The organism is Lentzea alba, from assembly GCF_047445655.1.
Classification (GTDB): domain Bacteria; phylum Actinomycetota; class Actinomycetes; order Mycobacteriales; family Pseudonocardiaceae; genus Lentzea; species Lentzea alba_A.
Genome location: NZ_JAJAEG010000008.1, coordinates 122,629 through 148,360 on the forward strand (window position 1 = coordinate 122,629; position 25,732 = coordinate 148,360).

General features: G+C 69.4%; 21 protein-coding genes. 15 read left to right on the forward strand and 6 right to left on the reverse strand.

From position 1 onward, the window contains the following. Positions 1–29 precede the first annotated feature (29 nt). Entirely contained in the window at positions 30–1,373 is a 1,344-nt protein-coding gene (locus LFM09_RS15090; protein WP_414097053.1) for a helix-turn-helix domain-containing protein, read from the reverse strand. A gap of 194 nt (positions 1,374–1,567) precedes the next feature. On the opposite strand from LFM09_RS15090, the gene LFM09_RS15095 reads away from it, so the two are divergent. After that, positions 1,568–2,323 (forward strand): EI24 domain-containing protein, encoded by a 756-nt coding sequence (locus LFM09_RS15095; protein WP_414097054.1) that lies wholly within the window; start codon positions 1,568–1,570, stop codon positions 2,321–2,323. On the opposite strand, the gene LFM09_RS15100 is transcribed toward LFM09_RS15095, so the two are convergent. Continuing rightward, a complete protein-coding gene (locus tag LFM09_RS15100) occupies positions 2,320–4,275 on the reverse strand; it encodes a beta-propeller domain-containing protein (protein ID WP_414097055.1) in 1,956 nt (651 codons plus the stop codon). The two genes, LFM09_RS15095 and LFM09_RS15100, sit on opposite strands and share 4 nt — an antisense overlap. Positions 4,276–4,331: 56 nt before the next feature. Next, positions 4,332–5,132: a S1 family peptidase gene (locus LFM09_RS15105; protein WP_414097056.1), complete on the reverse strand. Its 801-nt coding sequence runs from the start codon at positions 5,130–5,132 to the stop codon at positions 4,332–4,334. 169 nt (positions 5,133–5,301) lie between these two features. On the opposite strand from LFM09_RS15105, the gene LFM09_RS15110 reads away from it, so the two are divergent. The 6 genes from LFM09_RS15110 (at position 5,302) to LFM09_RS15135 (ending at position 13,010) form a co-directional block, all read left to right on the forward strand. Continuing rightward, the gene (locus tag LFM09_RS15110) at positions 5,302–5,676 is read left to right on the forward strand and encodes an FKBP-type peptidyl-prolyl cis-trans isomerase (RefSeq protein WP_414097057.1); all 375 of its coding nucleotides are present in this window, start codon (positions 5,302–5,304) and stop codon (positions 5,674–5,676) included. Between the two features lie 270 nt (positions 5,677–5,946). Beyond that, complete coding sequence (locus tag LFM09_RS15115; protein ID WP_414097058.1) at positions 5,947–6,477, forward strand: YbaB/EbfC family nucleoid-associated protein; 531 nt, start codon at positions 5,947–5,949, stop codon at positions 6,475–6,477. A 36-nt stretch (positions 6,478–6,513) separates the two neighbouring features. Next, positions 6,514–6,816: a type VII secretion target gene (locus tag LFM09_RS15120; RefSeq protein ID WP_414097059.1), complete on the forward strand. Its 303-nt coding sequence runs from the start codon at positions 6,514–6,516 to the stop codon at positions 6,814–6,816. Beyond that, a complete protein-coding gene (locus LFM09_RS15125) occupies positions 6,816–11,453 on the forward strand; it encodes a DNA/RNA non-specific endonuclease (RefSeq protein ID WP_414097060.1) in 4,638 nt (1,545 codons plus the stop codon). Before LFM09_RS15120 ends, LFM09_RS15125 begins: the two co-directional genes overlap by 1 nt. 55 nt (positions 11,454–11,508) lie before the next feature. Continuing rightward, entirely contained in the window at positions 11,509–11,967 is a 459-nt protein-coding gene (locus LFM09_RS15130; protein WP_414097061.1) for a hypothetical protein, read from the forward strand. A gap of 152 nt (positions 11,968–12,119) precedes the next feature. Then, positions 12,120–13,010 carry a hypothetical protein gene (locus LFM09_RS15135; RefSeq protein WP_414097062.1) on the forward strand — a complete coding sequence of 297 codons (891 nt, stop codon included), beginning with the start codon at positions 12,120–12,122 and terminating at the stop codon, positions 13,008–13,010. On the opposite strand, the gene LFM09_RS15140 is transcribed toward LFM09_RS15135, so the two are convergent. Next, the gene (locus tag LFM09_RS15140; RefSeq protein WP_414097063.1) at positions 13,007–13,531 is read right to left on the reverse strand and encodes a hypothetical protein; all 525 of its coding nucleotides are present in this window, start codon (positions 13,529–13,531) and stop codon (positions 13,007–13,009) included. The two genes, LFM09_RS15135 and LFM09_RS15140, sit on opposite strands and share 4 nt — an antisense overlap. 53 nt (positions 13,532–13,584) lie before the next feature. Here LFM09_RS15140 and LFM09_RS15145 point away from each other — a divergent pair, with 53 nt between their 5' ends. The 4 genes from LFM09_RS15145 to LFM09_RS15160 all read left to right on the forward strand — a co-directional run bounded on the left by LFM09_RS15145 (position 13,585) and on the right by LFM09_RS15160 (position 17,296). Then, positions 13,585–14,121, forward strand: coding sequence for an HdeD family acid-resistance protein (locus LFM09_RS15145; protein ID WP_414097064.1), 537 nt, complete (start codon positions 13,585–13,587; stop codon positions 14,119–14,121). 127 nt (positions 14,122–14,248) lie between these two features. Continuing rightward, positions 14,249–14,833, forward strand: a complete 585-nt coding sequence (locus tag LFM09_RS15150; RefSeq protein WP_414097065.1) for a DNA-binding protein — start codon at positions 14,249–14,251, stop codon at positions 14,831–14,833. Positions 14,834–14,861: 28 nt separating this feature from the next. After that, positions 14,862–15,518 carry an RES family NAD+ phosphorylase gene (locus tag LFM09_RS15155; RefSeq protein WP_414097066.1) on the forward strand — a complete coding sequence of 219 codons (657 nt, stop codon included), beginning with the start codon at positions 14,862–14,864 and terminating at the stop codon, positions 15,516–15,518. A gap of 410 nt (positions 15,519–15,928) precedes the next feature. Beyond that, positions 15,929–17,296 (forward strand): hypothetical protein, encoded by a 1,368-nt coding sequence (locus LFM09_RS15160; protein ID WP_414097067.1) that lies wholly within the window; start codon positions 15,929–15,931, stop codon positions 17,294–17,296. Here LFM09_RS15160 and LFM09_RS15165 read toward each other — a convergent pair. Then, on the reverse strand, positions 17,286–19,148 hold the full coding sequence (locus tag LFM09_RS15165) for a S9 family peptidase (RefSeq protein ID WP_414097068.1): 1,863 nt from the start codon (positions 19,146–19,148) through the stop codon (positions 17,286–17,288). The genes LFM09_RS15160 and LFM09_RS15165 overlap by 11 nt on opposite strands. 89 nt (positions 19,149–19,237) lie before the next feature. Between LFM09_RS15165 and LFM09_RS15170 the strand changes: the two genes are divergently transcribed. Then, positions 19,238–20,440, forward strand: a complete 1,203-nt coding sequence (locus LFM09_RS15170; protein ID WP_414097069.1) for an amidohydrolase family protein — start codon at positions 19,238–19,240, stop codon at positions 20,438–20,440. On the opposite strand, the gene LFM09_RS15175 is transcribed toward LFM09_RS15170, so the two are convergent. Then, positions 20,437–21,435, reverse strand: a complete 999-nt coding sequence (locus LFM09_RS15175; RefSeq protein WP_414097070.1) for a TerC family protein — start codon at positions 21,433–21,435, stop codon at positions 20,437–20,439. The genes LFM09_RS15170 and LFM09_RS15175 overlap by 4 nt on opposite strands. 357 nt (positions 21,436–21,792) lie before the next feature. On the opposite strand from LFM09_RS15175, the gene LFM09_RS15180 reads away from it, so the two are divergent. Genes LFM09_RS15180 through LFM09_RS15190 form a run of 3 tightly spaced genes read left to right on the forward strand, consistent with a single transcriptional unit; the run spans position 21,793 to position 25,728 of the window. Next, positions 21,793–24,624: an alpha/beta fold hydrolase gene (locus tag LFM09_RS15180; protein WP_414097071.1), complete on the forward strand. Its 2,832-nt coding sequence runs from the start codon at positions 21,793–21,795 to the stop codon at positions 24,622–24,624. Further along, positions 24,617–24,805 carry a hypothetical protein gene (locus LFM09_RS15185; protein ID WP_414097072.1) on the forward strand — a complete coding sequence of 63 codons (189 nt, stop codon included), beginning with the start codon at positions 24,617–24,619 and terminating at the stop codon, positions 24,803–24,805. The genes LFM09_RS15180 and LFM09_RS15185 overlap by 8 nt, the downstream gene beginning before the upstream one ends. Next, complete coding sequence (locus LFM09_RS15190; RefSeq protein WP_414097073.1) at positions 24,802–25,728, forward strand: ABC transporter permease; 927 nt, start codon at positions 24,802–24,804, stop codon at positions 25,726–25,728. The genes LFM09_RS15185 and LFM09_RS15190 overlap by 4 nt, the downstream gene beginning before the upstream one ends. Positions 25,729–25,732: the final 4 nt, after the last annotated feature.

Below are 25,732 nucleotides of genomic sequence, written 5' to 3' on the forward strand. Positions count from 1 at the left end.
GGTCGCGTATGCGGAACTCGCATACGGCATTACCTCAGCTGGGTGACCTCGGCGGCCAGCGCGGCGATCGCGGGCGTCTCGTTCCACGGGTCGAGCCTGTCCAGCTCGTTCACGATCAGCTGCGATCCCGTCGCGCGGGCCAGGTCCAGTGCCGCGAACCCGTAGTCGACGGCCCGCTCGACGTCACCGTTGGCGGCGTGCGCGTAGGCGAGCCTGGCCGTGTGCACGCCCTGCTCCCACTGGCAGATGGCGCCCCACCGCGGCATGAGGTCCGAGTACGCGTTGATGGCCCGGCGGTGGTCGGCGAGGTCGACCATGCTCGCGGCGCGTTGCATCGACACGTGCAGGTCGCTGAAGCAGTAGCCGATGGAGTACTCGTCGGTCTGCGGCCGTTCCGCGCTCAGCACCAGCGTCTGCGCGAGGTCGAACCGCGGCATGCACGCGTCCTGACCGGCCCTAGCGAGCCCGCGTGCCTCCTGCCGCAACGCCATCGCGCGCACGATCGGGCTCAGCCCCGTCTCGCGCTGGGCGGCGCGCGCCAGGCCGATGACGCGGTCGTCGTCGCCTTCGACCTCGGCGAGCTGGCTCATCCGCACGTAGCAGTACGCGACGACGTCCCGGTCGTCCGCGGCCTGTCCCTGTTCGAGCGCCCTGGACGTCCACACGGCCGCGTTGCGCAGGTCGCCGACCTCCTCGTGCAGCCAGCCGTAGAACTCCGCGTACATCGCACCAGTGCCGAGGAGCCTGCGCCTCACGTCACCGCGTGCGTTACGACGCAGCACGTCGATGAAGTCGTACATGCTGCGCACGGCGGGCATGAGCGCACCGGTGCCACGCCAGTTGTGCGCGTCGTTGACGATCCGGCGCAGCACGAGCAGCTGGCTCACGGCGTCGTCGGCCATGGCGCCGTTGCCGTTCACCGCGCCGAAGACCGCAGAGGCGCACAACGCCATCAGCGCCTTGCCCTCCATGCCCACGACCAGGTCTTTCGCCACGCCGTCGAGCCCGGCGAACTCCGGCACCCCGGCCGCGAGCCGCCGCGCCTCGCCCGAGCGCATCGGCACGGTGCGGTCCGTGAGCCCGAGCAGGTGGGCGGGGATGCCGAGCAGCCGTTGCAACGTCCTGAGCACGCGCATGTCGTAGGCGATGTTGCTGCCGGCCTCCAGGCGGGAGATCGCCGACTGGGAGAACCCGGCCAGCGTGCCCAGTTCGTCCTGCCGCAACCCGTGCGCCTTGCGCGCGATGGCGACCACGGCGCCGGGTGACTCCGCGGCGACCGCGTCCTGCACTTCCTTCGACTCCCAGATGGCGGGCGGCAGCATCGGCAGCGGCCCGTCCGGGACGACGACGGCGTTCTTAGCTGGTGTGCTCAACCTCAACGCCTCCCGCAATCAGCTCGCATGGTGGCAGCGGGTTCGGGTGTGCAAGAACCGCCATCCGGGCTAGGCCGATCGATCATGCCCGGTCGAGCGGTTTCGTGCTTTCCCGCATCTCAAATGGGTCCCGAAGGTCCCTCACACAACACGTGTCCGGGGACCGTCCGGTTCGAACCGACTATTCTGCGCGCGTGATCAAGGATTTCGGTGCGGGCGTCGGACTGTTGCTGCGCGGGTTCAGGCTGGTGTTCAGCTCACCCAAGCGCGTGCTCGTCGGGGCCCTGCCCGCGGTGATCACCGCCGCGTTGATGATCACCGGCTGGGTGCTGCTGATCATGCACATCGACTCGATCGCGGGCTGGCTGACGGGGTTCGCCGACTCGTGGAGCGAGACCTGGCGCAACGTCGTCGAGGTCGCGGTCGGCATCTCGGTGATCGCGGGCATCCTCGGCTTGAGCGTGCTGCTGTTCACCGCGATCACGATCATGATCGGCGGCCCGTTCTACGAGTACATCGCCGAGGAGGTCGAGGACGAGCTCGGCGGCGTGCCCGAGGCGGAGCAGGTCGGCTGGTGGCGCGGGTTCCTGGTCGGGTTGCGCAGCACGTTGCTGCTGGTCAGCGTGTCGATCCTGTTCGCGATCCCGTTGTTCTTCTGCGGGTTCATCCCGATCGTCGGGCAGACGCTGGTGCCCGTTCTGGCCGTGTGCATCAACGGGTACCTGCTCGGGATCGAGCTCACCGGCATCCCGTTCACGCGGCGCGGCAGGTCGTTCAAGCAGCGCCGGCAGATCCTCGCGACCCGGCGTGCGATGGTGCTCGGGTTCGCCGTGCCCGCCTACCTGCTGTGCCTGATCCCGCTGGCCGCGATGATCGTGATCCCGGCGGCGATGGCAGGCGGCACGGTGTTGTCGCACCGCCTGCTCAACGGAGACCGCGTCGGAGCCTAGAACGGCAGCCAGGCCTGCTGGGCCAGGCCGTTCCGCGCGTTGATCTGCACGCCGTTCGTCGAGATCGACCACAGCTGGTCGCCGATCACGATCGTCCGCCTGGCGCCGCCGAAGTTGGTGTTCTGCGGCTCGACGATCTTGCCGGCTTCGCGCATCTGGTTGCCCTCGATCCGCAGCACCAGCGAGCTGATCTCCGGGGCCGTCTTGTAGTTCGACACCGGGATCACCAGCGTGCCGTCCTGCGGCCAGTAGAGGAAAGCGTGCGGGTCGAACTGGGCCTCGGAGCTGGTGCCCGGCAGGTGGTGCTGCGCGAGCCGTTGCGGTGACGCGGGGTTGCTCACGTCGAACAGCGAGACCTGTGTGCCGGTCGCGCGGCCCTGCTCGGTCGCCTCCTGGCCCACGCCGATCAGCTTGCCGTCGCCCGCGGGGTGCAGGTAGGCGGAGTAGCCGGTGATCTTCAGCTCTCCCGTCACCTTGGGCTGCGCGGGATTGCTCAGGTCCAATGTGTACAGCGGGTCGGTCTGGCGGAACGTGACCACGTAGCCCATCTTGCCGATGAACCGGACGCTGTAGATGCGCTCACCCTTGCCCAGTCCGCCGATCTCACCGACCTTGGCCAGCTTGTTGCCGTCGCGGCGCAAGGTCGTGACGAAGCTCTCCGAAGGCGGCGCAGGGGCCTGGTTCGGCACGACGTCTGAAGGCATGCGCCAGCAGCAACGGGTCTCGGTGCCCGTGGTGGTGGCGACGCGGAGGATGCCGTCGTGTTCGGACAACGAGTACTGGTTCAGCAGCGTGCCACCGACGTCACCGGACGCGACGTGCTTGGGCGGCCCGGCCTGGCTGATGTCGAACTGGTGGATCGCCGTCGTGACAGGACGCTGAACCGGTTGCCTGCCGGGAAGTTCGGGCGTCAAGCGGTGGTCGTCGGCGACGTAGAGGTTGCGCTCGGTGCCGTAGACGGTGTCGCCGTCGGCCACGATCGAGACCGGCTGGCCGGTGCCGAGCTGGCCGGAGAGCTCGAACGTGAGCACGGTCAGCATCGACGTCGCGGAGTGCACGACCGGGTGGCTGACGTTCGCGCAGTCGACCAGGGTTCCGCTGGACTTGGCGCCGTTCTCGTTCAGTTCGTACTGCGGGAGCCAGGACGTGATCGGCTCGCTCTGCAGGATCTCCTTGTTGCGGCGCAAGGATCCTGCTTCGTTGGTCGTCTGGTCCGGGTAGACCCACGGCATGCGCGGCTGGGACCGGACGACGACGCGCGCGGTGTTGCCGATCTGACGGGCGTCGAGGTAGAGGCCGTCGGTCTTGAGGCTGCCGATCTCCTTGAGCGCCTTGAGATCCACGAGGATCAGCTCGGTGCCCGCGTACAGCTCCGGCATGATCGGCTTGCCCTGCGGCACCGGGCGGTCGTAGATCACGCTGGAGCCGTTGGTGACGACGAGCGCGCGGTCGCCGGCGACGAGGAGCTGCGTGGCGTAACGGTTGTTGCCCAGGTCGAGCGTGCCGGAGACGGTCCTGCTCGCGACGTCGACCACGCGCAGCTTGCCGTCCGCGATGGAGACGACGCGTTTTCCGTCCGTCTTCACGATGTCGGGCTCGTCGACACCCTGCTCGTGGACGTTCGTCGTCGAGTGCTCCTGCTGCTGCGCGGGCGGCGTGGCGGCCTGCGGCATGCTCTTCTGCGCGTTGCCGGCCGCGTTCGAGTCGGTGGCCATGCCTTCGGCGGCGAAGATGCGCGCGTTGCCCCCGAGGCCGTACGCGCTGACGTACGGGGCCATGGCTCGGCGCAGTTCGGTCAGTGCGTTGTCGCACGAGTCGAACGCGACCAGGCGCACCGGCCCGTAGTCCACGATCGGTGGTGGCACGGGGGTTTCGTCCCGCACCGCGGAGCTCACACACACTCCGGCGAGGGCCAGCACGGCGGCACCGGCCAACAGCTTTCTGCCGTTCATGCCTCCAGGACGTAAACAAGGCCGGGAAGGGTTGCGCGCCCTTCCCGGCCGTTGTTCTACAGCTGTGCCTGGATCTGCGTCGCGTAGGTGGAGACGCGGGCGTAGACGCCGGGGTAGCCCGCGGCCGCGCACCCCTCGCCCCACGACGTGATGCCGATCAGCTTGCCGCCCGCCACGAGCGGGCCACCGGAGTCGCCCTGGCAGGTGTCGGTGCCGCCCTGCGCGTAGCCGGCGCACACCATGTGCGTGGCGTTGAAGTCGCCGCCGTACGAGCTGGTGCAGCTGGAGTTGCTGGTCAGCGGCACGGTGGCCCTGAGCAGGTAGCGCGAGGCCGAGCCACCGGAGCTCGTGGTGCCCCAGCCGAGGATCGTCGAGCTGGTGCCTGGGGCGTACAGCGCGCTGTCCGCGCTGGTCGCGAACTTGATCGGAGTCTGCGACAGGTTGCGGTCGAGCGTGAGCACCGAGACGTCGTAGCCGCGGGTCACGTCGGTGTAGCTGGGGTGGATCCAGATCTTCGTGACGCGGGCGACGGTGCCCGCGGTGGAGTTCTTGTCGTCACGGCCGGCCACCACGCGGACCGCGGAGGGTGAGTCGCCTTCGGTGCAGTGCGCGGCGGTGACGACCTTGTTCGGGGCGACGAGCGTGCCACCGCAGTACTGGAACCCGCTGCTGGTCGCCAGGTAGACGACCCACGGGTAGGTGGACGTGCTCGCGCGCTGGCCGCCGACGATCTGCGTGCCGACCTCGCCGTCCGGGGTCGGAGCTGCTTCGGCCACGCTGACGCACGCCATCGACAGCGTCGCTGCTGCCAATGCCGCGCCGAGCCATGACCGGAGGCGGTGCAGGGTTGCCGCCATGATCATCTCCTTCTTCTGTTGTGTGCCCCCGGTGCAGGGCCGGGGTCGTTTACAGATCAACAGAGAATTTCGAGACGGGCTAGGGCTGGTCTTCGTAGGCCATTCGGCCGCGTGCGCACGCGCGTGATTGGATCGACGGCGAACAATCCCGTTCCGAGAGGAAGTTCTGATGGCCCCCACGAAGCCTGAGGTCGACCCGCACGACGGCCCGGCGCCCGCCGACCTGCTGATCGAGGACATCACCGTCGGTGAGGGTGCGGAGGCCACGGCCGGCCAGTTCGTGTCCGTCCACTACGTCGGTGTCTCGCACTCGACGGGTGAGCAGTTCGACGCGTCCTGGGACCGCGGCGAGGCGTTCCAGTTCCCGCTCGGCGGCGGCCGGGTCATCGCCGGCTGGGACCAGGGCGTCCAGGGCATGAAGGTCGGCGGCCGGCGCAAGCTGGTCATCCCGCCGCACCTGGGTTACGGCGCGCGCGGCGCCGGCGGCGTGATCAAGCCCAACGAGACGCTGATCTTCGTCGTCGACCTGCTCGGCGTGAACTGAAACATCGAGGTCGTGTCGGTCATCCGGACGTCCCTTCGGGTCAACCGCCGAAGGCGATTCGGCCCGAAGCGGTGGCCGGATGGCGACTTCTCGACGATCTCGACGCCATCTGCGAAGCAGGGCATCAAACACTGACCGGGCGGCGTTCCACTGGTCCACTCAGTGGAACGCCGCTGGTCTGTGCGGTCGATTTGCCGAGCCGACGGAACTGGATCACGCCCGGCTGCGTCATCCTTTGAGTCCGCTGCCGCTGTGGGAGGGGTTTTTCGGGTGCCCGAGGACATCGCCGGGTCCGAGCAGATGCTCGCGAACTGGAACCAGCAGATCCAGGAGCGCGCTGCCCGCTATCAGGAGATGGCGACGCGCGTGCAGGGGATGACGATCTCCGAACGCTCCTCGGACGGTGCTGTCGAGATCACCGTGGGGTCCAACGGGATCCTGCAGAACCTGGTGATCAACGAGTCCGCCTCGGGACGACGGATGTCCGAGATCAGCGGCGAGATCATGAAGTTGCTGCAGCGCGCGCAGTCGCGGATTCCCGAGCTCCTGCAGGAAGCCATGGCCGAGACCATCGGCACGCAGGACGAGACGGCGAACGTGCTGTTCAACGAGGCCAAGAAGAACTTCCCGGCGCCGCCGGCCGAAGAGCCGGCCCGCACGCCGTACGACAGCAACGAGATGAACTTCCGGGTGGAGGACGACGCGCCTCCTCCGCCGCCGCGACCGCCCGCACCTCCTGCGCGCCGCCGTCCGCCGTCAGATGACGACGACGACTTCGGCGGGGAGTCCGTGCTCACCTGATCTGTCCCGTTCGCCGCACGAACTTGAGGGGGTTCGATGACCGGCTTCAACGTCACCTCGGACGTGCTGGAAGCGCACGCCAAGGCTCTGCAGGGCCTGCACGGGCGGTTGCAGGGGGCAGTGGACGCGGCGAACACCGTGTCGATGCCGACTGACGCGTACGGGATCATCTGCCAGCCGTTCCGGATGCTGCTCGACCCCGTTGAGCAGTGGGGCATGGACGCGTTGAAGGGCGTCGCCGAGGCGATGGACTCCACCGCGAAGAAGGTCGCCGACACGGCGAAGGACTACCAAGAGGTCGAGGACCAGATCGCCAAGACCTTGAAGGGCGGCGCCTGATGTCCTCACCGAACCCGTTGGTGGCAAAGGCTCCCGCCGAGCCTTCCGGTTTCTTCAACGCCGGCACCGGTGACAACGGCTGGGCGACCGGCTTCCACATCGCCGACTCCGCGGTGGACGCCTACAAGGGCATCTCCGAGGGCAACTGGATCGAGGGCGGCCTCGGCGTGGTCGGCCTGGTCGCCGACGCCGCGTCGATGGCGATCGACCCGTTCGGCACTTTGTTGTCGTCCGCGGCGTCGTTCCTGATGGAGCACATGCAGCCGCTCAAGGAGGCGCTGGACTGGCTGGCGGGCGACCCGCCGGTGATCCAGTCGTACTCCACGACGTGGGGCAACGTCTCCACCGAGCTGGGCAAGGTCACGGCCGACTACAAGGCCGCCGTCGACGCCACGTCGGAGTGGACCGGCGCCGCCGCGGACGCGTACCGCAAGGCCGCCGGCGAACAGCTGGACGCCCTGTCCGGTGCCGCTTCCACCGCGGGTTCGGTCGGCACCGTCGTCGGCGTGATGGGCATGGTCGTCGGGTTCGTGCGCGAGATGGTGCGCGACCTGATCGCGGACCTGGTCGCGAAGCTGATCACGTGGGTGCTGGAGGCCGTCTTCACGCTGGGCTTCGGCACGCCGGTGATCGTGGCGCAGGCCGTGACCGCGATCTCGAAGTGGGCGACCAGGATCGGCGAGCTGATCCAGAAGCTCATCAAGACCATCAAGAAGGTCTCGCCCATGCTGGGCAAGCTGGTCGAGATCTTCACCAAGATCATGAAGGTCGTCGGCAAGCTGGTCGGCAAGGTCACCGGTCTCGACGTGATCTCCACGAAGTCCATCAAGCCCGGCGGTCTGTTCCACCGCACCGACACCCCGGACCTCTCGCCTTCGGGCGGCTCGCCTTCTTCTCCGTCGTCGCCGGACTCGTCACCTTCGTCACCTTCGTCGCCGGACAGCTCGCCTTCGTCCACTCCGGACAGCTCGCCTTCTTCCTCTTCGCCTTCCTCGTCGTCGCCCTCTTCTTCTTCGACTTCGTCGACGCCGGACGCGCCAAGCCCGTCCCGAACACCGGACAGCTCGTCGCCGTCGTCCGCCCCGTCGCCTTCCCGGACGCCCGACAGCACCCCGGACTCCCCTTCCAGGACCCCGGACAGCTCGTCCCCGTCGCGCACGCCCGACAACTCCTCGACGCCGGACGCGCCGTCACGCACTCCGGACAGCTCCCCGTCGTCGCGCACCCCGGACAGCTCCCCGACGTCCCCCGGCACCCCGCACACGGGCCCGTCCTCCACTCCGGACACCCCGTCCCCGGCCCGCAACACAGGCCAAACCACCCAGTCCTCGGTCTCGGCCCCAGAAGCCCCGACCCGCGCGGAAGTCCCCCACGCCCCCGCCCCACCGCGCACCCCGGACACCTCCCCGTCCTCGACGCCGTCCCAAGCGGGCCCGATGGGCGGCGCCCCGAACGCCCCCGGCAACGCCCCAGCCGCCCCAGCCGCAGGCCGTCCGTCCACAGGCGGCCAGGGCTGGACCGGCACTCCAGGCAGCCCAGGCGCCAGCACCCCGTCGGCCCCTTCGGCCCCGTCGGCCCCGCGCACCCCGGACATGTCGACGTCGGCCTCCCGAGCAGACGCCCCACCACGCCCGCCGTCGATGCCATCGTCCCCGTCGATGCCCTCGACACCTTCGGCACCCTCAATGCCTTCCGCCCCCTCAAGCGGAATGCCGTCAGGCGGCATGCCGCACTCCCCCTCCGCCCCAACCGGCGGAATGCCCCACGCCCCGTCCGCAGGCGCTCCCTCAGCGGGCACCCCGAACGCCGCCCGCCCAGACGCAGGCGCAACCCCACCAAGCCGCGCAACGGCCCCCTCCGCCGCGCCCCCACACACCCCGGCAGCACCATCCACGCCGACCAACACCCCGTCGGCAGGAACCCCACACGCTCCGTCCACCGGCGCCCCGAACTCCCCGTCCGCACCCCGCACCGACACCCCGATGCGCCAGCCGTCCACCCCAACGGCTCCGAACGCACCCCACACCCCCAACACCCCATCGGCACCTTCGGCCCGCACGGACGCCCCCAACGCCCCGTCCTCGCGCCCAGAAGCGCCAAACACCCGCCCCAGCGCACCCCACACCACCCCAGGCGCTCCCCACGGCGGTCCTAACGCGCCCCACAGCGGTCCCAGCGCACCCCACGGCGGACCCAGCACTCCGCACGGCGGACCCGGCGCACCCCACGGGGGTCCCGGTGCACCTCATGGCGGTCCCAGCGCACCCCACGGCGGTCCTGGCGCTCCACACAACGGCCCGTCCGCACCAACGCGTCCCGACGCACCGCACAGTGGCCCGTCCGCACCGTCCCGACCGGACACGCCACACGCCCCGTCACGCCCAGACGCACCACACGGACCGAACACACCGCACAACCCCAACGCTCCACACGGCGGCCCGACCGCGCCCAACTCTCGTCCGGACGCACCACACAGCGGACCCAACGCACCGTCGCGTCCTGACGCCCCGCACGGCGGTCCCAACGCACCGTCGCGCCCCGACGCACCGCACGGCGGACCCAACGCGCCATCGCGCCCCGACGCACCACACGGCCCGAACACGCCGTCCCGCCCCGACGCGTCATATGGCGGTCCGTCGCGTCCTGATGCACCACACGCCGGCACCACCGCGCCGTCGTCGCGACCTGACGCGCCACACGCGCCGTCGCGTCCCGACGCACCGCATGGCGGACCCAACACGCCGTCGTCGCGTCCCGACGCACCGAACGCTCCACACGGGCCGAACGCTCCCCACGGTGGCCCCAACGCACCCCACAGCCCGAACACGCCGCACGGACCCAACTCGCCGTCGCGCCCGGATGCTCCCCACCGCCCCGACGCCCCGTCGCGTCCCGACGGCAGCGGCCCCGGCAACCGCCCAGACGGCACGCGTCCGGACGGCACCCGGCCCGACGGCACCCGGCCCGACGGCACGCGCCCAGACGGCACGCGCCCAGACGGCACGCGCCCAGACGGCTCACGTCCGCACAGCCCGCAAAGCGCGGACGGCCCCCGCTCCCGCGGCACCGACACGGCAGCACCTCCGCACCGCCCGGACACCGACGCGCCGCACAAGCCGGACGCACCCAACCACGGCCCGGACGCCGACAAGCCGCGCGACAACGCGCCGGACAAGCCGCACGACAGCGACCCGAACAACCCCAACAGCCACGACCCGGACGCCCCGCCCGCGGACCGCCCCAGCCCGGAAGAGGCGCACGCCCGCCACGCCGAAAGCACCCCGGCCGGCGTCTCCCACCACGGTGGCGACACGGACATGGGCGACCTGCCCCACAGGGTCCCCAACGACCCGCGCTACTTCACCGCGGACGTCCACATCACCCCGGACGGCAGAGCCCGCATCGGCGGCCACGACTACACCCCGGCCGAGTACGCGGACATGCTTCGCCGCGCGGGCTACGACGGCAGCAGGCCCGTTCGCCTGATCGGCTGCGACGCCGCCAGCAACGACTTCGCCCAGCAGCTCTCCCGGCACCTCGACGCCCCGGTCCTGGCCCCGACCAAGCCCGCCTGGACCGACAGCCACGGCCGCGTTTTCACCAGCGACCCCGAGATCCGCCCGGACGGCACGCGCCAGCCCAAGATCCCGCCCAACGGCGAGTGGGAGACCCACTACCCGGACGGTTCGAAGTCCAAGGCGGGCGACGACGGCTTCGCGCCCGGCACGCACGACAAGGACAAGGACCTCGACCCGACCGACGCCCGCGACCGCGCGGCCGACGACGCGGACACCTCGCGCGACGGGTCCGAACCCGATCCGGATCCGCGTCCGAAGATCACCATCGACGCGAACAGCCCGGACGCCCCGCTCAAGAGCAAGCCGTTCGGTCGCGAGCCCGACGGCACGCCGAGCGTGCTGGAGCCGAACACCCGTTACGAGGTGACGGACAGGGCGGGCCGGGAGCGCGGCACGTTCATCACCGACGACACCGGCCGGATCGTGGAGGTCCACACGACCTCGGGCGAGAAGGGCAACTGGCGGCCGGACAGCAGGCAGCCGTTCCCGAACGCCACCTACCACGTCACCGGCCAGGCCGGCAGCGTCTACCACTTCCACACCGACGCCGAGGCCCGCACGTCCAGGATGGAGGGCGAGCTCGTCCACACCGGCTCGGACGACGCGCGGCGCAGCCCGGACCAGGGCCCTGTCGGTCACGAGGGCCGCGACGAGTACCGCAAGCACAACGAGGAGACCATCAAGAACTTCCGGGAGCAGCACGGACGCGACCCGGAACCTCACGAGGTCCAGCTGTTCGAGGACGTCGGCTGGAACGGCGGCCACCTCGCGGGCACCGAGTTCGACGGACCCGGCGAGTACGTCAACATGGTGCCGATGCTGGAGTCCCTGAACCAGCGCCAGCCCGGCAGCACCTTCGCGGACAACTACCGCGCGCTCGAAGAGCACTGGGGAGAGATCCTCAGCCGCGACCCCAGGCCCACCCTGAACGTCGAGGTGGAGATGGACTACCCGTCCGGCAGCAACAAGACGCCGGAGTACATCACCGCGAGGTACTGGGTGGACGGCGTGCTGGCGGACGAAATCGTCTACAACAACATCCCGCCCCGGAAGACGTGATGGACGATCTGGGTAACCTCCAGCCGACCGACCGATCGCCGAGTGAGGACATCTGATGACGGAACCAGCACCGCTGAGCCCGCCGGAGCAGGAAGAGCTCGTGCGTGAGGTGGGCGGTATGCTCCTGGCCAAGCTCCCCGCGGGGTGGCAACGGGCGAACCTCTCGTTCCGCTCCACCTACGGCGTCGACACGGCCACGTTCATCGTCACCGACTCGTCCGGCACCGAGCAGCGCACGCCGACCCCGACCTCGGCGCTGCGCAAGATGCGCGAACTGCGCAACGGGATGTACGAACAGGACAGGGGCACCTGGTTCACCAGCACCCTCACCCTGGAGCCTCCGGGGCGCTACCAGATCGACTACGACTACGACGGCGAGCCGACGTTCGTGCCACCGCTCAAGCCGAGCGCGTACGAGCTCGACTTCGAGTTCTTCCCGCGTTCGGACGAGCACACCCCCGACTGGTTGCGCGAGAAGCTGGACGAGGCGCAGTCGAACGAATCCGGCGCCTGACCATCGCGAGTCCGCGCTCCGGCAACCGGAACCGCGGCGCTCCCCGGCCCATCAGATCTGTGTGAACGGCCACGACTGACCGACCGGCCCGCGCGCACAGCGTCGGCCCGATAAGATCAGCGGGCGTTTTCGGGGAGAGGGGCGAGGAGCACATGAGCCAGCCAGCGACACCGCTGAGCGAACAGGACCAGCAGCAGCTGGTGCGGCAGATCGGCCGCGCCATGCTGCCGGCCGTACCGCAGGGCTGGCAGCGCATCCGGGCCGAGTACCGCGCGGCCGGGCGGCACATCGAGGTCGACCTGGCGTTCGCGGGTCCGGACGGGCAGCTGCGGCCGGTGCGTCCGCCGATGGACGTCGTGCAGATGTTCGGGCAGCTGCGCGCGGGCATGTACCACGCGGACCGCGGCACGTGGCTGAGCGCGACCTACGAGATCGAGGCGCCGGCGGCGTTCACGGTCGATTTCAACGCCGAGGACGAGCCGCGGTGGCGCAACATGCCGCCGCCCATCGGTTTCCGCGACGAGCTGCAGACGTTCCCCCGCCCGGACCGGCTCATCCCGGACTGGTGGCGCCAGCGCGTCGGCCTGCCGCCGCTGCCCGCGCCCGAACCCGAGCCGGCAGCGCAGCAGGAGTACCAGGTCCCGCCGGCGGACCAGCAGCAACAGCAGTCCGGCGAGCTGCGCACGGCGAGGGTGTACGACGGCAAGAACGACGAGGGCCGCATCATCGTCAACCGGCAGCCGATCGACCCGCAGCTGGTCGACAGCCTGCTGACCTACCTCGAGTCGGCGCCGGTCGTGCTGGCCGCGCGCAGCTACGACATGGACGAGTTCTCGCAGAGCGGCGAGCAGGACGTACCGCTCAACTTCCGCACCGACGGCACCTGGATCTGGGCCGGCGCCGTGCCGCACTACCTGCGCAAGTACGGCCTGCCGCCGGAGCCGGAGCTGGTCGCGCACGCACAGGCGCGCGGGTTCCAGATCGCGGAGGTCAGTGAGCAGACGCAGGACCTCGCGGTGTCGATCATCACGGGCCAGGGCTAGGAATCCAACGAACGCAGGTACGCCTCTCCCCGCGGGGAGAGGCGATAGCCCACCTCAAGTGACTCGGTGAGCCCGCGAGCCTTGAGCTTGCGCACATCCGCTTTGAAGGGCAGCTTTTCGCGCCCCACAGACGCGGCCAGATCCGCCGCCCGCACGCCGGGGTGCGCAGCGATCAACCGCAGCAACGCCACCGCCGCGTCGGACAGCTCCAATCCGTCCACATCGGACGACGAACGCAGCGCGATCCGTGGATCTTCACCCACGAACCGCAAGCGAATCCGGTAAAGCGAGCCCTCCCGACCGTCCACTGAGGACATCAAAGCGACCACGGTCGGAAACCCGGCGGCATTCGCCTCGGCACGCGTCACCCTCGACACGACGTCCACCGCGTCGATCGCCAGCACGCCCAACGACGTCCGCAAGGTCCCGCCGGCCCGCACCGTCGGCCGTTTCCACCGCCGGAACTGCAACGTGACCTCACCGGACCGGATGCGCTCCCAGTCAGCCACTCGGATCAGCACCGAACGAGGGTCTCAGGTTGCCGACCCGAACGACAGCCGAGACGATCTGGGCCATGCAACGCTGGTGGCTCTTCACGGTGCGCGGAGTGTTCGCTGTCCTGTTCGGCGTGGCCGCCCTCGTCTGGCCGGGCCTCACCTTGATCGCCCTGATCATCCTGTGGGGCGCCTACGCGTTCGTCGACGGCGCGATGATGCTGTACCTGACACTGACCCACAAGGAGTGGCCGGCCCGCTGGGCACTCGGCCTCATCGGCGCGCTCGGCCTGGTCACCGGCTTGATCGCGTTGTTCTGGCCGGGCATCACCGCGACCGCACTGCTGCTCCTGATCGCGGCGTGGGCGCTGGTCACCGGCGTGCTGCAGATCGTCGACGCCATCCGCCTGCGCAAGGTGATGACGAACGAGTGGTTCTACGTCGTCACCGGCGTGCTGACGGTGCTGCTCGGCATCATCCTGGTCGTGAACCCGACCGCGGGCGCGCTGGCGTTCGTGATCACCATCGGCGTGTTCGCGATCCTGTGGGGCGTCGTGCTGGTGCTGTTCAGCTTCCGGTTGAAGCAGCTCGACGGCGGTCTCGTGCGCCGGGCGTGAGGCCCACGTCACTGCTCAGAACCCGAAAACTCACGTAGCGTCGTTGCGTGAGCGCACAACGTAGACGTTCTCGTATTGGGCCGTTGGTAGGGCGCACAAATGCGCACGCGCGAGATACTCTGTGCGCATGAGTCCCGCACTGGAGACGGTGCTGGCCAAGGCCGGCCTGCAGGTGAGCCCCGACGAGTTCCTGGCACTCGTGACCGACGCGGCACGAAGGCTCGCTCCACCGCACCCGGAACCAGCCAGCTACTTCACGCCGGACCAGCAGTCCGCGCTCACCGACGTGGGCCTGGACCTGTCGCCGGCGGGCGCCGGTGACGCCAAGCCCCGCACCCGCACCGTCGTCGCCCACGCCGTGTTGCGCGACTCCGCCCTCACCGTCGCCGACGCCGCACGCCAGCTCCAGGTCGACACGAGCCGCATCCGCCACCGGCTCGGCGTGGGCAGGCTCGTCGGCTGGAAGGACCGCGGCAGCTGGCGCCTGCCCGCGTGGCAGTTCGCGGGCAGCGGCGTTCTCCCAGGCCTGGAAACCGTTCTGGCGGCGATCCCGTCAGACCAACCGGCACTGGTAGTCGCCGCGTTCATGACCACCCCCCAGGAGGACCTGCCCGTAGACGGCAAGCCCGCGACCCCGCGCGAGTGGCTCCTCGCCGGAGGGGACCCGCGCCACGTCGCCGACCTGGCCTCCGTGCTCGGCACCCCTGCCTGAGCGCTCCCGAACACCCGACAGGACCCGAATGTCACGGCTTCCGCAGCCACCTGCCCCTGCCGTGCTGCAAGCGCACCTGCGCCGCACCGAGGACGTGGTGGCCGTACACCGCGCCACCCGCCTGGTCCGCGTGTTCACGGCCAAGGGCTCCCACCCCCAGCGCTGGAACACGTTCCGCTACACGGGCCCGCTCCCGCACGCCCGCTTCGACGCCCAGCTTCCAGCCGAAGACGGCTCCCCGGTCCAGGACCACGAGAACGGCGTCCTCTACTTCGGTCTGTCCGTGCGCACGTCGATCGCCGAGGTCTTCCAGGCCACCTCGATCGTCGACCGGCGCACCCGCAGCCCGTTCCTCGTCGTGCTTCGGCCGCGCCGCACCCTCCGCCTGCTCGATCTGGGCGGCCTGTGGCCCACTCGGGTCGGTGCGTCGCAGGAGATCTCCACGGGGCCGAAGATCGTGACGCAGGCCTGGTCGCGGGCCATCCGGGCGGCTTATCCGGAGTTGGACGGGCTCTGGTACCGGTCGTCGATGGACTCCGGGGACCCGGCGATCTGCCTGTGGGACCCGCCCGGTGCCTCCGGGTTACCGGCCGCCCCGGACGTGCTGCTGCCGCTCGACCATCCAGGGCTCGACCTGCCGTTGGCGCGGGTGTGCGAGGAGCTCAACTACACGCTGCTGGGCTGATCACGCTGGCTTGATCTCGAGTTATCCACAGGCGCGCAAGCCTCTGACCTGGCACTATCGGTCCTCGGCTAGGCTGTGGACAGTGCAGGAACCAAATCGGGGGTTCGCGCGTTGCGCCAGGAGGAAACGCGCGGGGAAGCGTGGCAGAGCTGCCAGCCCAGATTGCTCGGCTCGCTGTGTCGAACGTGACCGAGGTTGGGTTCGACCGGGAGTTCCACTGCCGTGCAGGGCTGTGGCCATGCACGAGCCTGGGCAACCCCAGCACCGTGTGCGATTCGCTCGGAATCCGCGCGCGAGAAGGAACTCCTCGACCGCTTCCGCGCCCTCGACACTCAGCCACTGCCGTCCACTCCGGACTGACAGGTCCGACGACCCTGTCCTCCGAACGGCCGCGTGCCTAGCCTGAACGGATGCGGTTCGCGATCGCCGGGGGTGGTGTGGCCGGGCTGGCCGCCGGCCTGACGGTGGCACGTGCCGGGCACTCGGCCGTAGTGGTCGAGCGCGACCACGTGACGGCGCAGGACGGCCCGGAGGACGCGTTCGACGTCGTGCGCAAGGGCATTCCGCACTTCCAGCAGCCGCACACCTTCCTGCCGCGAGGCCGCAAGGTCCTGCGTGAACTCGCTCCGGACGTGATCGCCGCGCTCCTCGACGCGGGCGCCGAGGAGCAGGACGTGGCCGCGAAGCTGTCGGGCCCGCGGCAGCCCGGCGACGAGGACCTGGTCTACCTCTGGGTGCGCCGCCCGATGATCGAGTGGGCCCTGCGCCGCGCGGCGGTGGCCGAACCCGGCGTGCGGCTCATCGCGGGCAGGCAGGTCACCTGTCTGGTGCCCGGTGCGCGCGGGTTGCACCTCGACGACGGGCAGGAGATCGCCGCGGACGTCGTGGTCGACGCGCTCGGCCGGTACCGCTGCCCGCCGGGCTGGCCACGAGCCGCAGCCAAGCCCAGCGAGTGCGGCGCGATCTACTACTGCCGCTACTTCGCCCTCGCCCCCGGCGCCGAGCACCTCACCGGGCCGTGGTTGCTCAACCCGCGCGGCGACCTCGGGTACATGGGGTTCAACACCTTCCGCGGCGACAACCGGACCTTCGCGGTGATCCTTCTCGTGCCGACCGCGGACCACGACCTGCGGGTGCTGCGGGACAACGACACCTGGATGGCGGCGGCCGGAACCATCACACCGCTCGACGTGATGACCTCACCGGACCACGCCCGCCCCATCACCGACGTGCTGCCGATGGGCGGCCTCGCCAACATCGACCGCGCCGCAGGCCCCGGAGTGCCAGGTCTCATCCCTGTCGGCGACGCGTTGTGCCACACCGATCCCGCGTTCGCCTACGGGCTGTCGTTCGCGTTGGTGCACGCGCAGGCTCTAGGTCGGGTCAGCGCAACGCACACCACGCCCGCGGACCTGACAGAGGCCTACCTCGCCGAAGTAGGCCCCGAAGCCCGCGAACGCCACAGGTTCGCGCTGGAGACCGACGCGGCACGCAACGAAGCCTGGAGCGGCACGCCGGTCGACCCCAGTCGCCGCGACGGCTGCTATCCCCTGTTCGCCTTCGGAACAGCACTGGCCACGGCACCGCACGACGACCACGTGCTGCGCCGGACCATCGGCCGCGTGGGGCTGCTCGACCGGGTCTCGGTCTTCGACACCGACAGCGATCTGCACGATCGCATCGAACGGATCTGGGCGGGGCTGACCCACCCAGCGCCACCGGGACCGCCACGTGAGCAGCTGCTCAGGGCGGTCACCGGCGACCGGGTCAGGCCTTGAGGTAGCGGCCCCACCACTCCAGCACCGCGTCGAAGCGCTGCCTGCGGTGCCGCGGCTGCCCGGACCGGGTCAGCTCGTGCCCCTCACCCGGGAAGATCAGCATCTCCGCCTCGACGCCACGTCGCTTCAAAGCCACGAACATGCGCTGAGCCTGCTCGATCGGGCAACGCCAGTCGTGCTCGGAGTGCACGACGGCGAACGGCAGGTTGATCTTCTCCGCGTAGGTCAGCGGCGACATGACCCGCTGCGCCTCGGGATCGGTGCCGCAGTAGGCGTCGGTGAAGAAGTAACCGATGTCCGAGGAGCCCGAGAACGAGTCCCACGCGTTCACGGCGCGCTCGCTCCACGCCGCGCGGAAGCGTTCGCCGTGGTGCGCGGAGAGCCAGGATGTCATGAAGCCGCCGTAGGAGCCGCCCATCACGCCGACGCGCTCGGAGTCGCAGTCAGGGCGAGCGAGGGCAACGTCCAAAACGGACAGCACGTCGTCGACGTCGACCGTGCCGAACTTGCCGACCACCGCCTGGCCGTGGGACTGGCCGTAGCCCGCCGAGCCGCGCGGGTTCGGCAGCACGACGGCGTAACCGGCGGACGCGTAGACCTGGGCCTCGTCGAAGAAGCCCCAGCCGTGGTACATGAACGGGCCGCCGTGCACCGCCAGGACGACCGGGTGCGGGCCCTCGCCCTCGGGCAGCACGAGCCAGCCGTGAACCGGGTAGCCGTCGGAGGCCGAGCCGGAGAGCTCCACGACAGAACGAGCCGACACCGACGAGAACGCCGTGCGCACACCGGTTCCGACGAACTCGACCTGACCGGGACTGTCCGGAGTGGACACGACGGCGACCACAGTGGACCCGTCGGACGCGAAGGACTTCACGGCCGCGGAAGACCCCGCGAGAACCTCGCCGGGCCCGCCGTCGAACGGGATCCGCCGCAGCTCCAGCGCACCGCGGTTGCGAACGACGAGCAGCACGCCCGAAGCATCGGCGACGGGTGGACCGGACTGCCGTTCCACGTCAACGGTTTCGACGTCGGTCAGCCGGACCGGCTCAGCGGAGCCGTCGAGCGGCGCGCGCCACAGACCGTGGTTGCGCGCGACGGCGTCGATCCCGGTGAACTCGGTGCCCAGCCAGTACAGCGACGAGCCGACCACCAGCGGCATCGAGACCTCGCCGGCCCCGCGCACGAGCAGCGAGACCTCACCACCGCTGGCGGGCACGGTGTACAGGTCGGAGTGCAGCGTCTCGGCGGCGCCGAAGTCGCGCGGGCCGGCGAAGACCAGCGTCGAGTCGTCGATCCAGGCCGGGTCGGCGACGTCGAACGCGCCGTCGGTGACCTCGGAGACAACACCGTCCAGGTCAACGACGTGCAGGCGCGGGCGGCGGTCGGTCAGGAAGCCGACGTCGTCGATCCGGTAGTCCATGCGCGTGATGCGGCGCGGCGCCTCGGACTCGGGGCCGTCATCGGTCGTGCCGTAGCGGCCGGCCTCCGGCACGCGGGCGACGAACGCGATCCGGGTCGAGTCCGGCGACCACACCGGGGCGCCGGCGCCCAGCGGCAGGTCGGTCAACCTGCGGGGCTCACCGCCGTCCACCGGCATGATGTAGAGCTGCGGCTTGGATTTTCCGGTGACGCGCAGGAACGCGACCAGACGACCGTCCGGGGAAATGCGCTGCGCATTGTCCCGATCACCGTGTGTCCACGGCGTTGTCGTGCCGTCCGGATGAACCCGGTGCAGACCGCCCCGGTAGGTGTTGGAGTCGAGATCGGGCTTCGCGATGCTGACCAGCACCAGGTCCCCGGACACGGCGACGGTGCCGGGTGTGGTGAGCAGCGACAGGTCTTCGGGGCGCACGAGCAGGACGTTAACAGAACTTGTTAGCAAAGCTCATCACCGGTTGTTGACCGATCACAAAAATTGACTCGCCGCATAGATTTCCGCGTATGACGCGCATCGTGTTCTCTGGGGGCAGGGTCTTCACCGGCCGGGCGACGGAGCCCGGCGACGTGGTGGTCGAGGGCGACCGCATCGTCGACGTCGGCATCGGGCTCGACGGCGACACCGTGGTCGACGCGACCGGCCACACGATCCTGCCGGGGCTGTTCGACTGCCACGTGCACTTCATGTTCAGCGGCGCCGATCTGGTGCGGTCGCTGAACACGCCGTTCTCGCTGCCGTTCTACGAGGCGATCGGCAACATGAAAGCCACGCTCGACTGCGGCATCACGACGGTTCGCGACGCGCTCGGCGCCGACCTCGGTGTCGCGGAAGCGGTGCGGCGCGGGCTGATCCAGGGGCCGCGCATGCAGATCGCGGTCAACATGGTGTCGCAGACCGGCGGCCACAACGACGACTGGATGCAGTGCGGCGCGCACATCTCACCGCCGTTGCACCCCGGCCTGCCGAACACCGTCGCGGACGGGCCGGAGGAGCTGCGCAAGGTCATCCGCACGCTCGTCCGGCACGGCGCGGACATCATCAAGATCGCGTCCAGCGGCGGCGTGATGTCACCGCGCAGCAACCCTCGCCACGCGCACTTCCGCGACGAGGAGATCGCGATGATCGTGCAGGAGGCCAACGCCGCAGGCATCGCGGTCATGTCGCACGCGATGAGCGGCGACGGCATCCTCACCGCCGTGCGCAACGGTGTCCGGTCCATCGAGCACGGCGTGTTCCTCACCGACGAGGGCGTCGAAGAGATGATCAAGAACGGCACGTGGCTCGTACCGACGCTGATGGCCCCGCGCATGGTGCTCGACCAGGCGGCGGCCGGCGTGGCGATCTCGGACGTCATCCTGGAGAAGGCGAAAGCCGTTGTCTCGCAGCACTTCCAGGCGTTCCAGAAGGCGTATCAGGCCGGCGTGAAGATCGCGATGGGCACCGACTCGGGCGTGGGTCCGCACGGCAACAACCTCAACGAGCTCACGCTGATGGTCGAGTACGGCATGACGCCGGCGGAAGCGCTCTACGCGACCACCACGTCCGCCGCCGAGCTGATGCGCCTCGGAAACGAACTCGGCGAGCTCGCCCCGGGCAAGCTCGCCGATCTCGTTCTCGTGGAGGGTGACGCCGAGCAGCACGTCAAGGCCGGCACCCTCAAGCAGGCGATCCGCGCCGTCTACCAGAACGGCGCCGCCATCAGTTAGTGGTTGGCACCAACGTGCTTCGCGGACTCCGGGTCGCGCTTCACCTTGAGCAGGCTGGCGATCGTCGTGATCGCCAGCACGCCGATGATCACCGACAGCGAGACCTCGATGCCGATGGTCGGCACGTGGAAGGGCTCACCGCCGTTGAGGAACGGCAGGTTGTTGGTGTGCAACGCTTCCAGGATCAGCTTCACGCCGATGAAGCCGAGGATCACCGACAGGCCGATCGAGAGGTAGACCAGCTTCGCCAGCAGGCCGCCGAGCAGGAAGTACAGCTGGCGCAGACCCATCAGCGCGAACGCGTTGGCCGTGAACACCAGGAACGGCTCCTTGGTGAGGCCGAAGATCGCGGGGATCGAGTCGAGCGCGAAGAGCAGGTCGGTGGAGCCGATCGCGACCATCACGATGAACATCGGGGTCACGAACCGCTTGCCGTCGATCTTGATGAACGACTTGGAGCCGTGGAAGTCGGGCGTCACCGGGAAAACCTTGCGCACCATGCGCAGCATCAGGTTCTCCTTGTACTCCTCTTCCTCGTCGTGGTTCTCCCGCGCCAGCTGCCAGCCGGTGTAGATGAGGAACGCGCCGAAGATGAAGAACACCCAGCTGAACTGGCTGATGAGCGCGGCGCCGGCGGCGATGAAGATGCCGCGCATGACGAGGGCGAGCAGGATGCCGATCAGCAGCACCTTGTGCTGGTGGATCGCGGGCACCTTGAACGTCGTCATGATGATCAAGAAGATGAAGAGGTTGTCGACGCTCAGCGAGTACTCCGTGATGTACCCGGCGAAGAACTCCGTCGCGTACTGACCACCCGAGAAGTACCAGATGCCGACACCGAAGACCACGGCCATCGCCACGTAGAAGACCACCCACCGGGCGGCCTCACCGATCGTCACCTCATGGGGCTTTCGATCGACGATGACGAGGTCGACGGCTAGCAGAACGAGCAGACCTACGATCGTCGCGATCCACATCCATGCGGGGACGTTCACAACCCAACCTCCGGGACTTTTAGCGCACGCCAAGTAACCCGGAGGTCTCCTCCGCCGCCGAGATGATCTCTCGAACGACCGACGGCACCGGAAGCTCCACGCCGAGCTCCGTATTGACGACACCGCCGCTTAGGGAGTACTCCCCTCCATGCTGCGTGAATATTGTGCTCTACGAAGGCCGGTTAGCGCCACACAGGGTGAGCAGACCCACGCAACCTGGAGCAACGGGAATACACAGCGTGTCGTTCGGATCAGAACCTGCGGCTACCTGAAGCCCCGCTGAAGATCCACTCATGCTGAGACCGGGACCGGATCCCGACAGGCCGTTCTCAGCAAAACTCGCATATCGTCATCACTGTGTCCCGCCTCTCCCGCCTTCGCGGCAGGTGGACGATCCCCGCATTGATCGTGGTTCTCGCCCTCGTCGCAGGCGGCGTGTACTTCACTCGATCTGGGGACGACCCCGTGGCCGTTTCCTTCAAAGAAGCGAACATCGACGCACCTGAGAGCCCCGACAGCGCTCAGACGGTGACGATCGAGACGCGTCTTTACCTCCCCCAGCAGACTCCCGCGCCCGCGATCATGCTCGCGCACGGTTTCGGCGGCAGCCTCCGCAGCGTGCACACCCAGGCCGAGGAGTTCGCCCGGCGCGGATTCGTCGTGCTCACGTGGTCCGCGCGCGGTTTCGGCCGCAGCACCGGCCAGATCGCGCTGAACTCGCTCGACCGCGAGGTCCGCGACGCCCAGAAGCTGCTCGACTTCCTCGCCACGCGTGACGAGGTGCAGAAGGACGGCGGCGGCGACCCCCGCGTCGGTGTCACGGGCGCTTCCTACGGCGGAGCGCTGTCGTTGCTGCTGGCCGGTGTCGACAAGCGCGTCGACACGCTCGTGCCCGTCATCACCTACAACGACCTCGCCCAGTCGCTGCTGCCGAACTCGGCGCTCGCGACACCGCGTTCCGACGCCACCCCGGCGGCGACCGCGTTCAGCGAGGACGGCGTCTTCAAGCGGTCGTGGGCGGGCATCTTCTTCTCGGCCGGCATGACGTCGATCGACCTCTCGTCGCCCACGGGTGAAGCGCCCGAGATGGGCCAGACCGAGGCGAACCAGCCGGCTCAACAGCCTGGAGGGAACTCCGGTGCGGGGTCCCAGCCGCCGCCCACGCCTTCGTTGGGCGCGTGCGGCCGCTTCCGCCCCGAGGTGTGCACCGCCTACACGGAGGTCGCGACGACAGGCCGTGCGTCGCAGCAGACGCTGGAACTGCTGCGCAAGTCGTCCCCGGTCGCGGTGACCGACCAGATCTCCCAGCCGACGATGCTCGTGCAGGGCGAGCAGGACACGCTGTTCGGCCTCGACCAGTCCGACGCGACCGCGCGCCAGATCGCCGCGGCCGGCGGCAAGGTGAAGATGGTCTGGTACGCGGGCGGCCACGACGGCGGCAACCCCGGCACGTCGCTGCGCGGTGAGATTGCCGACTGGATGGCGTTCCACCTGCAGAACAAGGGCAACGACCCCGGCACCGGCTTCGAGTACGCGGTGCAGGGCGCGTTCCGCTCGTCCGGCACGCCTTCGCTGCGCACGGTCGTCGCGCCGTCCTACCCCGGTCTGTCCTCGGGGTCGTCTGCTGAGCGGCGGACGCTGAAGCTGTCCGGACGTGAGCAGGTCGCCGTGAACCCGGCGGGCGGCAACCCGGCGGCGATCAGCAACCTGCCCGGCCTGGGTTCCGCGCTGTCCCGTTCGTCGGCGATCTCTTCACGGCTGTCGATCGACCTGCCGGGCCAGGCCGCGGTGTTCACCTCGGACGCCCTGGACTCGCAGCTGCTGCTGACCGGTTCATCCACGGTCCGGCTGCGCGTGGCCCGTGGCGACCAGAACACCGGCGAGGCGATCCTCTTCGCCAAGCTCTACGACGTGTCCGCGGACGGCACCCGCGTCCTCCCGGGCTCGGCCGTCGCCCCGTTCCGCGTGGCGCTGCCGCCGGACGGTTCGGCCTCAGAGGTGACCGTGACGCTGCCTCCCGCCGTGCGCCCCGTAGAGAGTGAGCACAAGCTCGCACTGGTGGTGTCGACCACGGACCAGGCGTTCGCGAACGCCGAACAGCCCGCCGCGTACCGCATCTCGCTGGCCTCCGACGAGATCTCGGTGCCGGTGGTGCCGGGCCGCAACGTGACGACCGGGTTCCCGACGAGTGCCCTGTGGGGCATCGTGATCGCGCTGCTGGTGCTGATCGGCGCCGGCGTCATCGCGATGTTCCGGAGGCGTTTGGCCCACGACTCGGATCCTTCGTTGTCCGAGGTGCCGCTGGTCATCTCCGGTCTGACCAAGTCCTACCCCGGCGGCCTGACCGCGGTGAAGGACCTGTCGTTCCGCGTGGAGCACGGCCAGGTGCTCGGTCTGCTGGGCCCCAACGGCGCCGGCAAGACGACCACTCTGCGCATGGTGATGGGCCTGATCCATCCCTCCGCGGGCCACATCAGGGTCTTCGGCCACAAGGTGACGCCCGGCGCGCCCGTGCTGTCGCGCATCGGTTCGTTCGTCGAGGGCTCCGGCTTCCTGCCGCACCTCTCAGGTGCCGCCAATTTGAGGCTGTACTGGGCCGCCACCGGCCGGCCGCTGGAGGAAGCGCACGTCGAGGAGGCCCTGGAGATCGCGGGCCTCGGCGACGCGGTGCACCGGCGCGTGCGCACGTACAGCCAGGGCATGCGCCAACGGCTCGCGATCGCGCAAGCCATGCTCGGCCTCCCGGACCTGCTGATCCTGGACGAACCGACCAACGGTCTCGACCCGCCCCAGATCCACCAGATGCGCGAGGTCCTGCGCCGCTACGCCGCAGCGGGCCGCACGGTGCTGGTCTCCTCGCACCTGCTGGCCGAGGTGGAGCAGACCTGCTCGCACGTGGTCGTGATGCACAAGGGTCAACTCGTCGCCGCCGGCGAGGTGGCGGACATCGCGGCGGGCGGCGGCGAGGCGACGTTCCGCGTCGACTCCCCGTCGAAGGCAGCCGATGTCCTGCGCAGCCTCGAAGGCGTGCACGACGTGCACGAGGACGAGGGTGCCGTGCACGCGTCGATGAACGGGGTCCCGCGCTCCACCGCACTGACGGCGTTGGTCGCCGCCGGTGTGGCGGTGGACCAGGCGGGTCCGCGACGCAGGCTGGAAGACGCGTTCTTGGAGCTGGTCGGTGAATGACTTCCTGATGGCAGCGGCGTCCACCACGGCGGGCGCCCCGGACACCGGCGCGCTCGAGGTGCTGGCCGAGGCCGGTCTCGACGTGACGGCCGAGATCGCGGACACCCCCGCGCTCAAGCCGGTGCTGACCGCGAACCCGAACCGCACGAAGGCACCAGCCCGACAGGAGGTGAACCGGTGAACGAGCACGACGTCCACACCGACCCCAGCGCGATCGCCGAACTCACCGACGCGGCCGCCCACCAGCACACCGAGGTGGCCCCGGACGGCTCCTCCACGGGTTACAAGGCGCGGAAAACGCTGCGAATCCGGGTAGAACTGCAACGCCAGATCCGCCGCAGGCGAACCCAGCTCGTGCTGGGCTTCCTGGTGCTCCTGCCGTTCATCCTCGCCCTGAGCTTCGAGATCGGCCAGTCCGACCCGAACCGCAGAAGCGGCGGTTTCGTAGACCTCGCAACGGCTTCCGGCATCAACTTCGTGGTGCTGACACTATTCGTGAGCGGCAGTTTCCTGCTGCCGATGATCGTGGCGCTGTTCTTCGGCGACACGATCGCCTCCGAAGCGTCGTGGTCGAGCCTCAAGTACCTGCTGGCCGCACCGATCCCACGACACCGCCTGCTCCGCCAAAAAGCCCTCGCCAGTGGCATCCTGAGCGTCTTCGCCCTGGCACTGCTTCCCGCGGTGGCACTGGGGGTCGGTGTCATCTGGTACGGCGCGGGCGAGGTCGTGAGCCCGACCGGTGAGGCGGCGCCGTTCGCGGACGGCGTGCTCGGGATGGCGCTCGCGGTCTGCTACATCGCGATCAACCTGTTCTGGGTCGCGGGCCTGGCGCTGTTCCTGTCCGTGTCCACCGACGCACCGCTCGGTGCGGTCGGCGGCACGGTGCTGGTGTCGATCCTGTCGCAGATCCTCGACCAGATCGAGCCGCTCGGGGACCTGCGCAACTACCTGCCGACGCACTACGCGATGGCGTGGGCCGACCTGCTCTCGACCGACATCGACTGGTCGGAGATGACCCGCGGAACCTTCTCCGCGCTCGTCTACGGCGGCATCTTCACGTTGCTCGCGGCACGTCAGTTCAAGACGAAGGACATCACGAGTTAGCGCG

Bases quoted from the DNA above. Each gene is read 5' to 3' on its own strand.
- LFM09_RS15100 (WP_414097055.1), bottom strand. From the start codon at position 4,275: ATGAACGGCAGAAAGCTGTTGGCCGGTGCCGCCGTGCTGGCCCTCGCC.
- LFM09_RS15105 (WP_414097056.1), bottom strand. From the start codon at position 5,132: ATGGCGGCAACCCTGCACCGCCTCCGGTCATGGCTCGGCGCGGCATTG.
- LFM09_RS15110 (WP_414097057.1), top strand. From the start codon at position 5,302: ATGGCCCCCACGAAGCCTGAGGTCGACCCGCACGACGGCCCGGCGCCC.
- LFM09_RS15120 (WP_414097059.1), top strand. From the start codon at position 6,514: ATGACCGGCTTCAACGTCACCTCGGACGTGCTGGAAGCGCACGCCAAG.
- LFM09_RS15125 (WP_414097060.1), top strand. From the start codon at position 6,816: ATGTCCTCACCGAACCCGTTGGTGGCAAAGGCTCCCGCCGAGCCTTCC.
- LFM09_RS15130 (WP_414097061.1), top strand. From the start codon at position 11,509: ATGACGGAACCAGCACCGCTGAGCCCGCCGGAGCAGGAAGAGCTCGTG.
- LFM09_RS15135 (WP_414097062.1), top strand. From the start codon at position 12,120: ATGAGCCAGCCAGCGACACCGCTGAGCGAACAGGACCAGCAGCAGCTG.
- LFM09_RS15145 (WP_414097064.1), top strand. From the start codon at position 13,585: ATGCAACGCTGGTGGCTCTTCACGGTGCGCGGAGTGTTCGCTGTCCTG.
- LFM09_RS15150 (WP_414097065.1), top strand. From the start codon at position 14,249: ATGAGTCCCGCACTGGAGACGGTGCTGGCCAAGGCCGGCCTGCAGGTG.
- LFM09_RS15155 (WP_414097066.1), top strand. From the start codon at position 14,862: ATGTCACGGCTTCCGCAGCCACCTGCCCCTGCCGTGCTGCAAGCGCAC.
- LFM09_RS15160 (WP_414097067.1), top strand. From the start codon at position 15,929: ATGCGGTTCGCGATCGCCGGGGGTGGTGTGGCCGGGCTGGCCGCCGGC.
- LFM09_RS15170 (WP_414097069.1), top strand. From the start codon at position 19,238: ATGACGCGCATCGTGTTCTCTGGGGGCAGGGTCTTCACCGGCCGGGCG.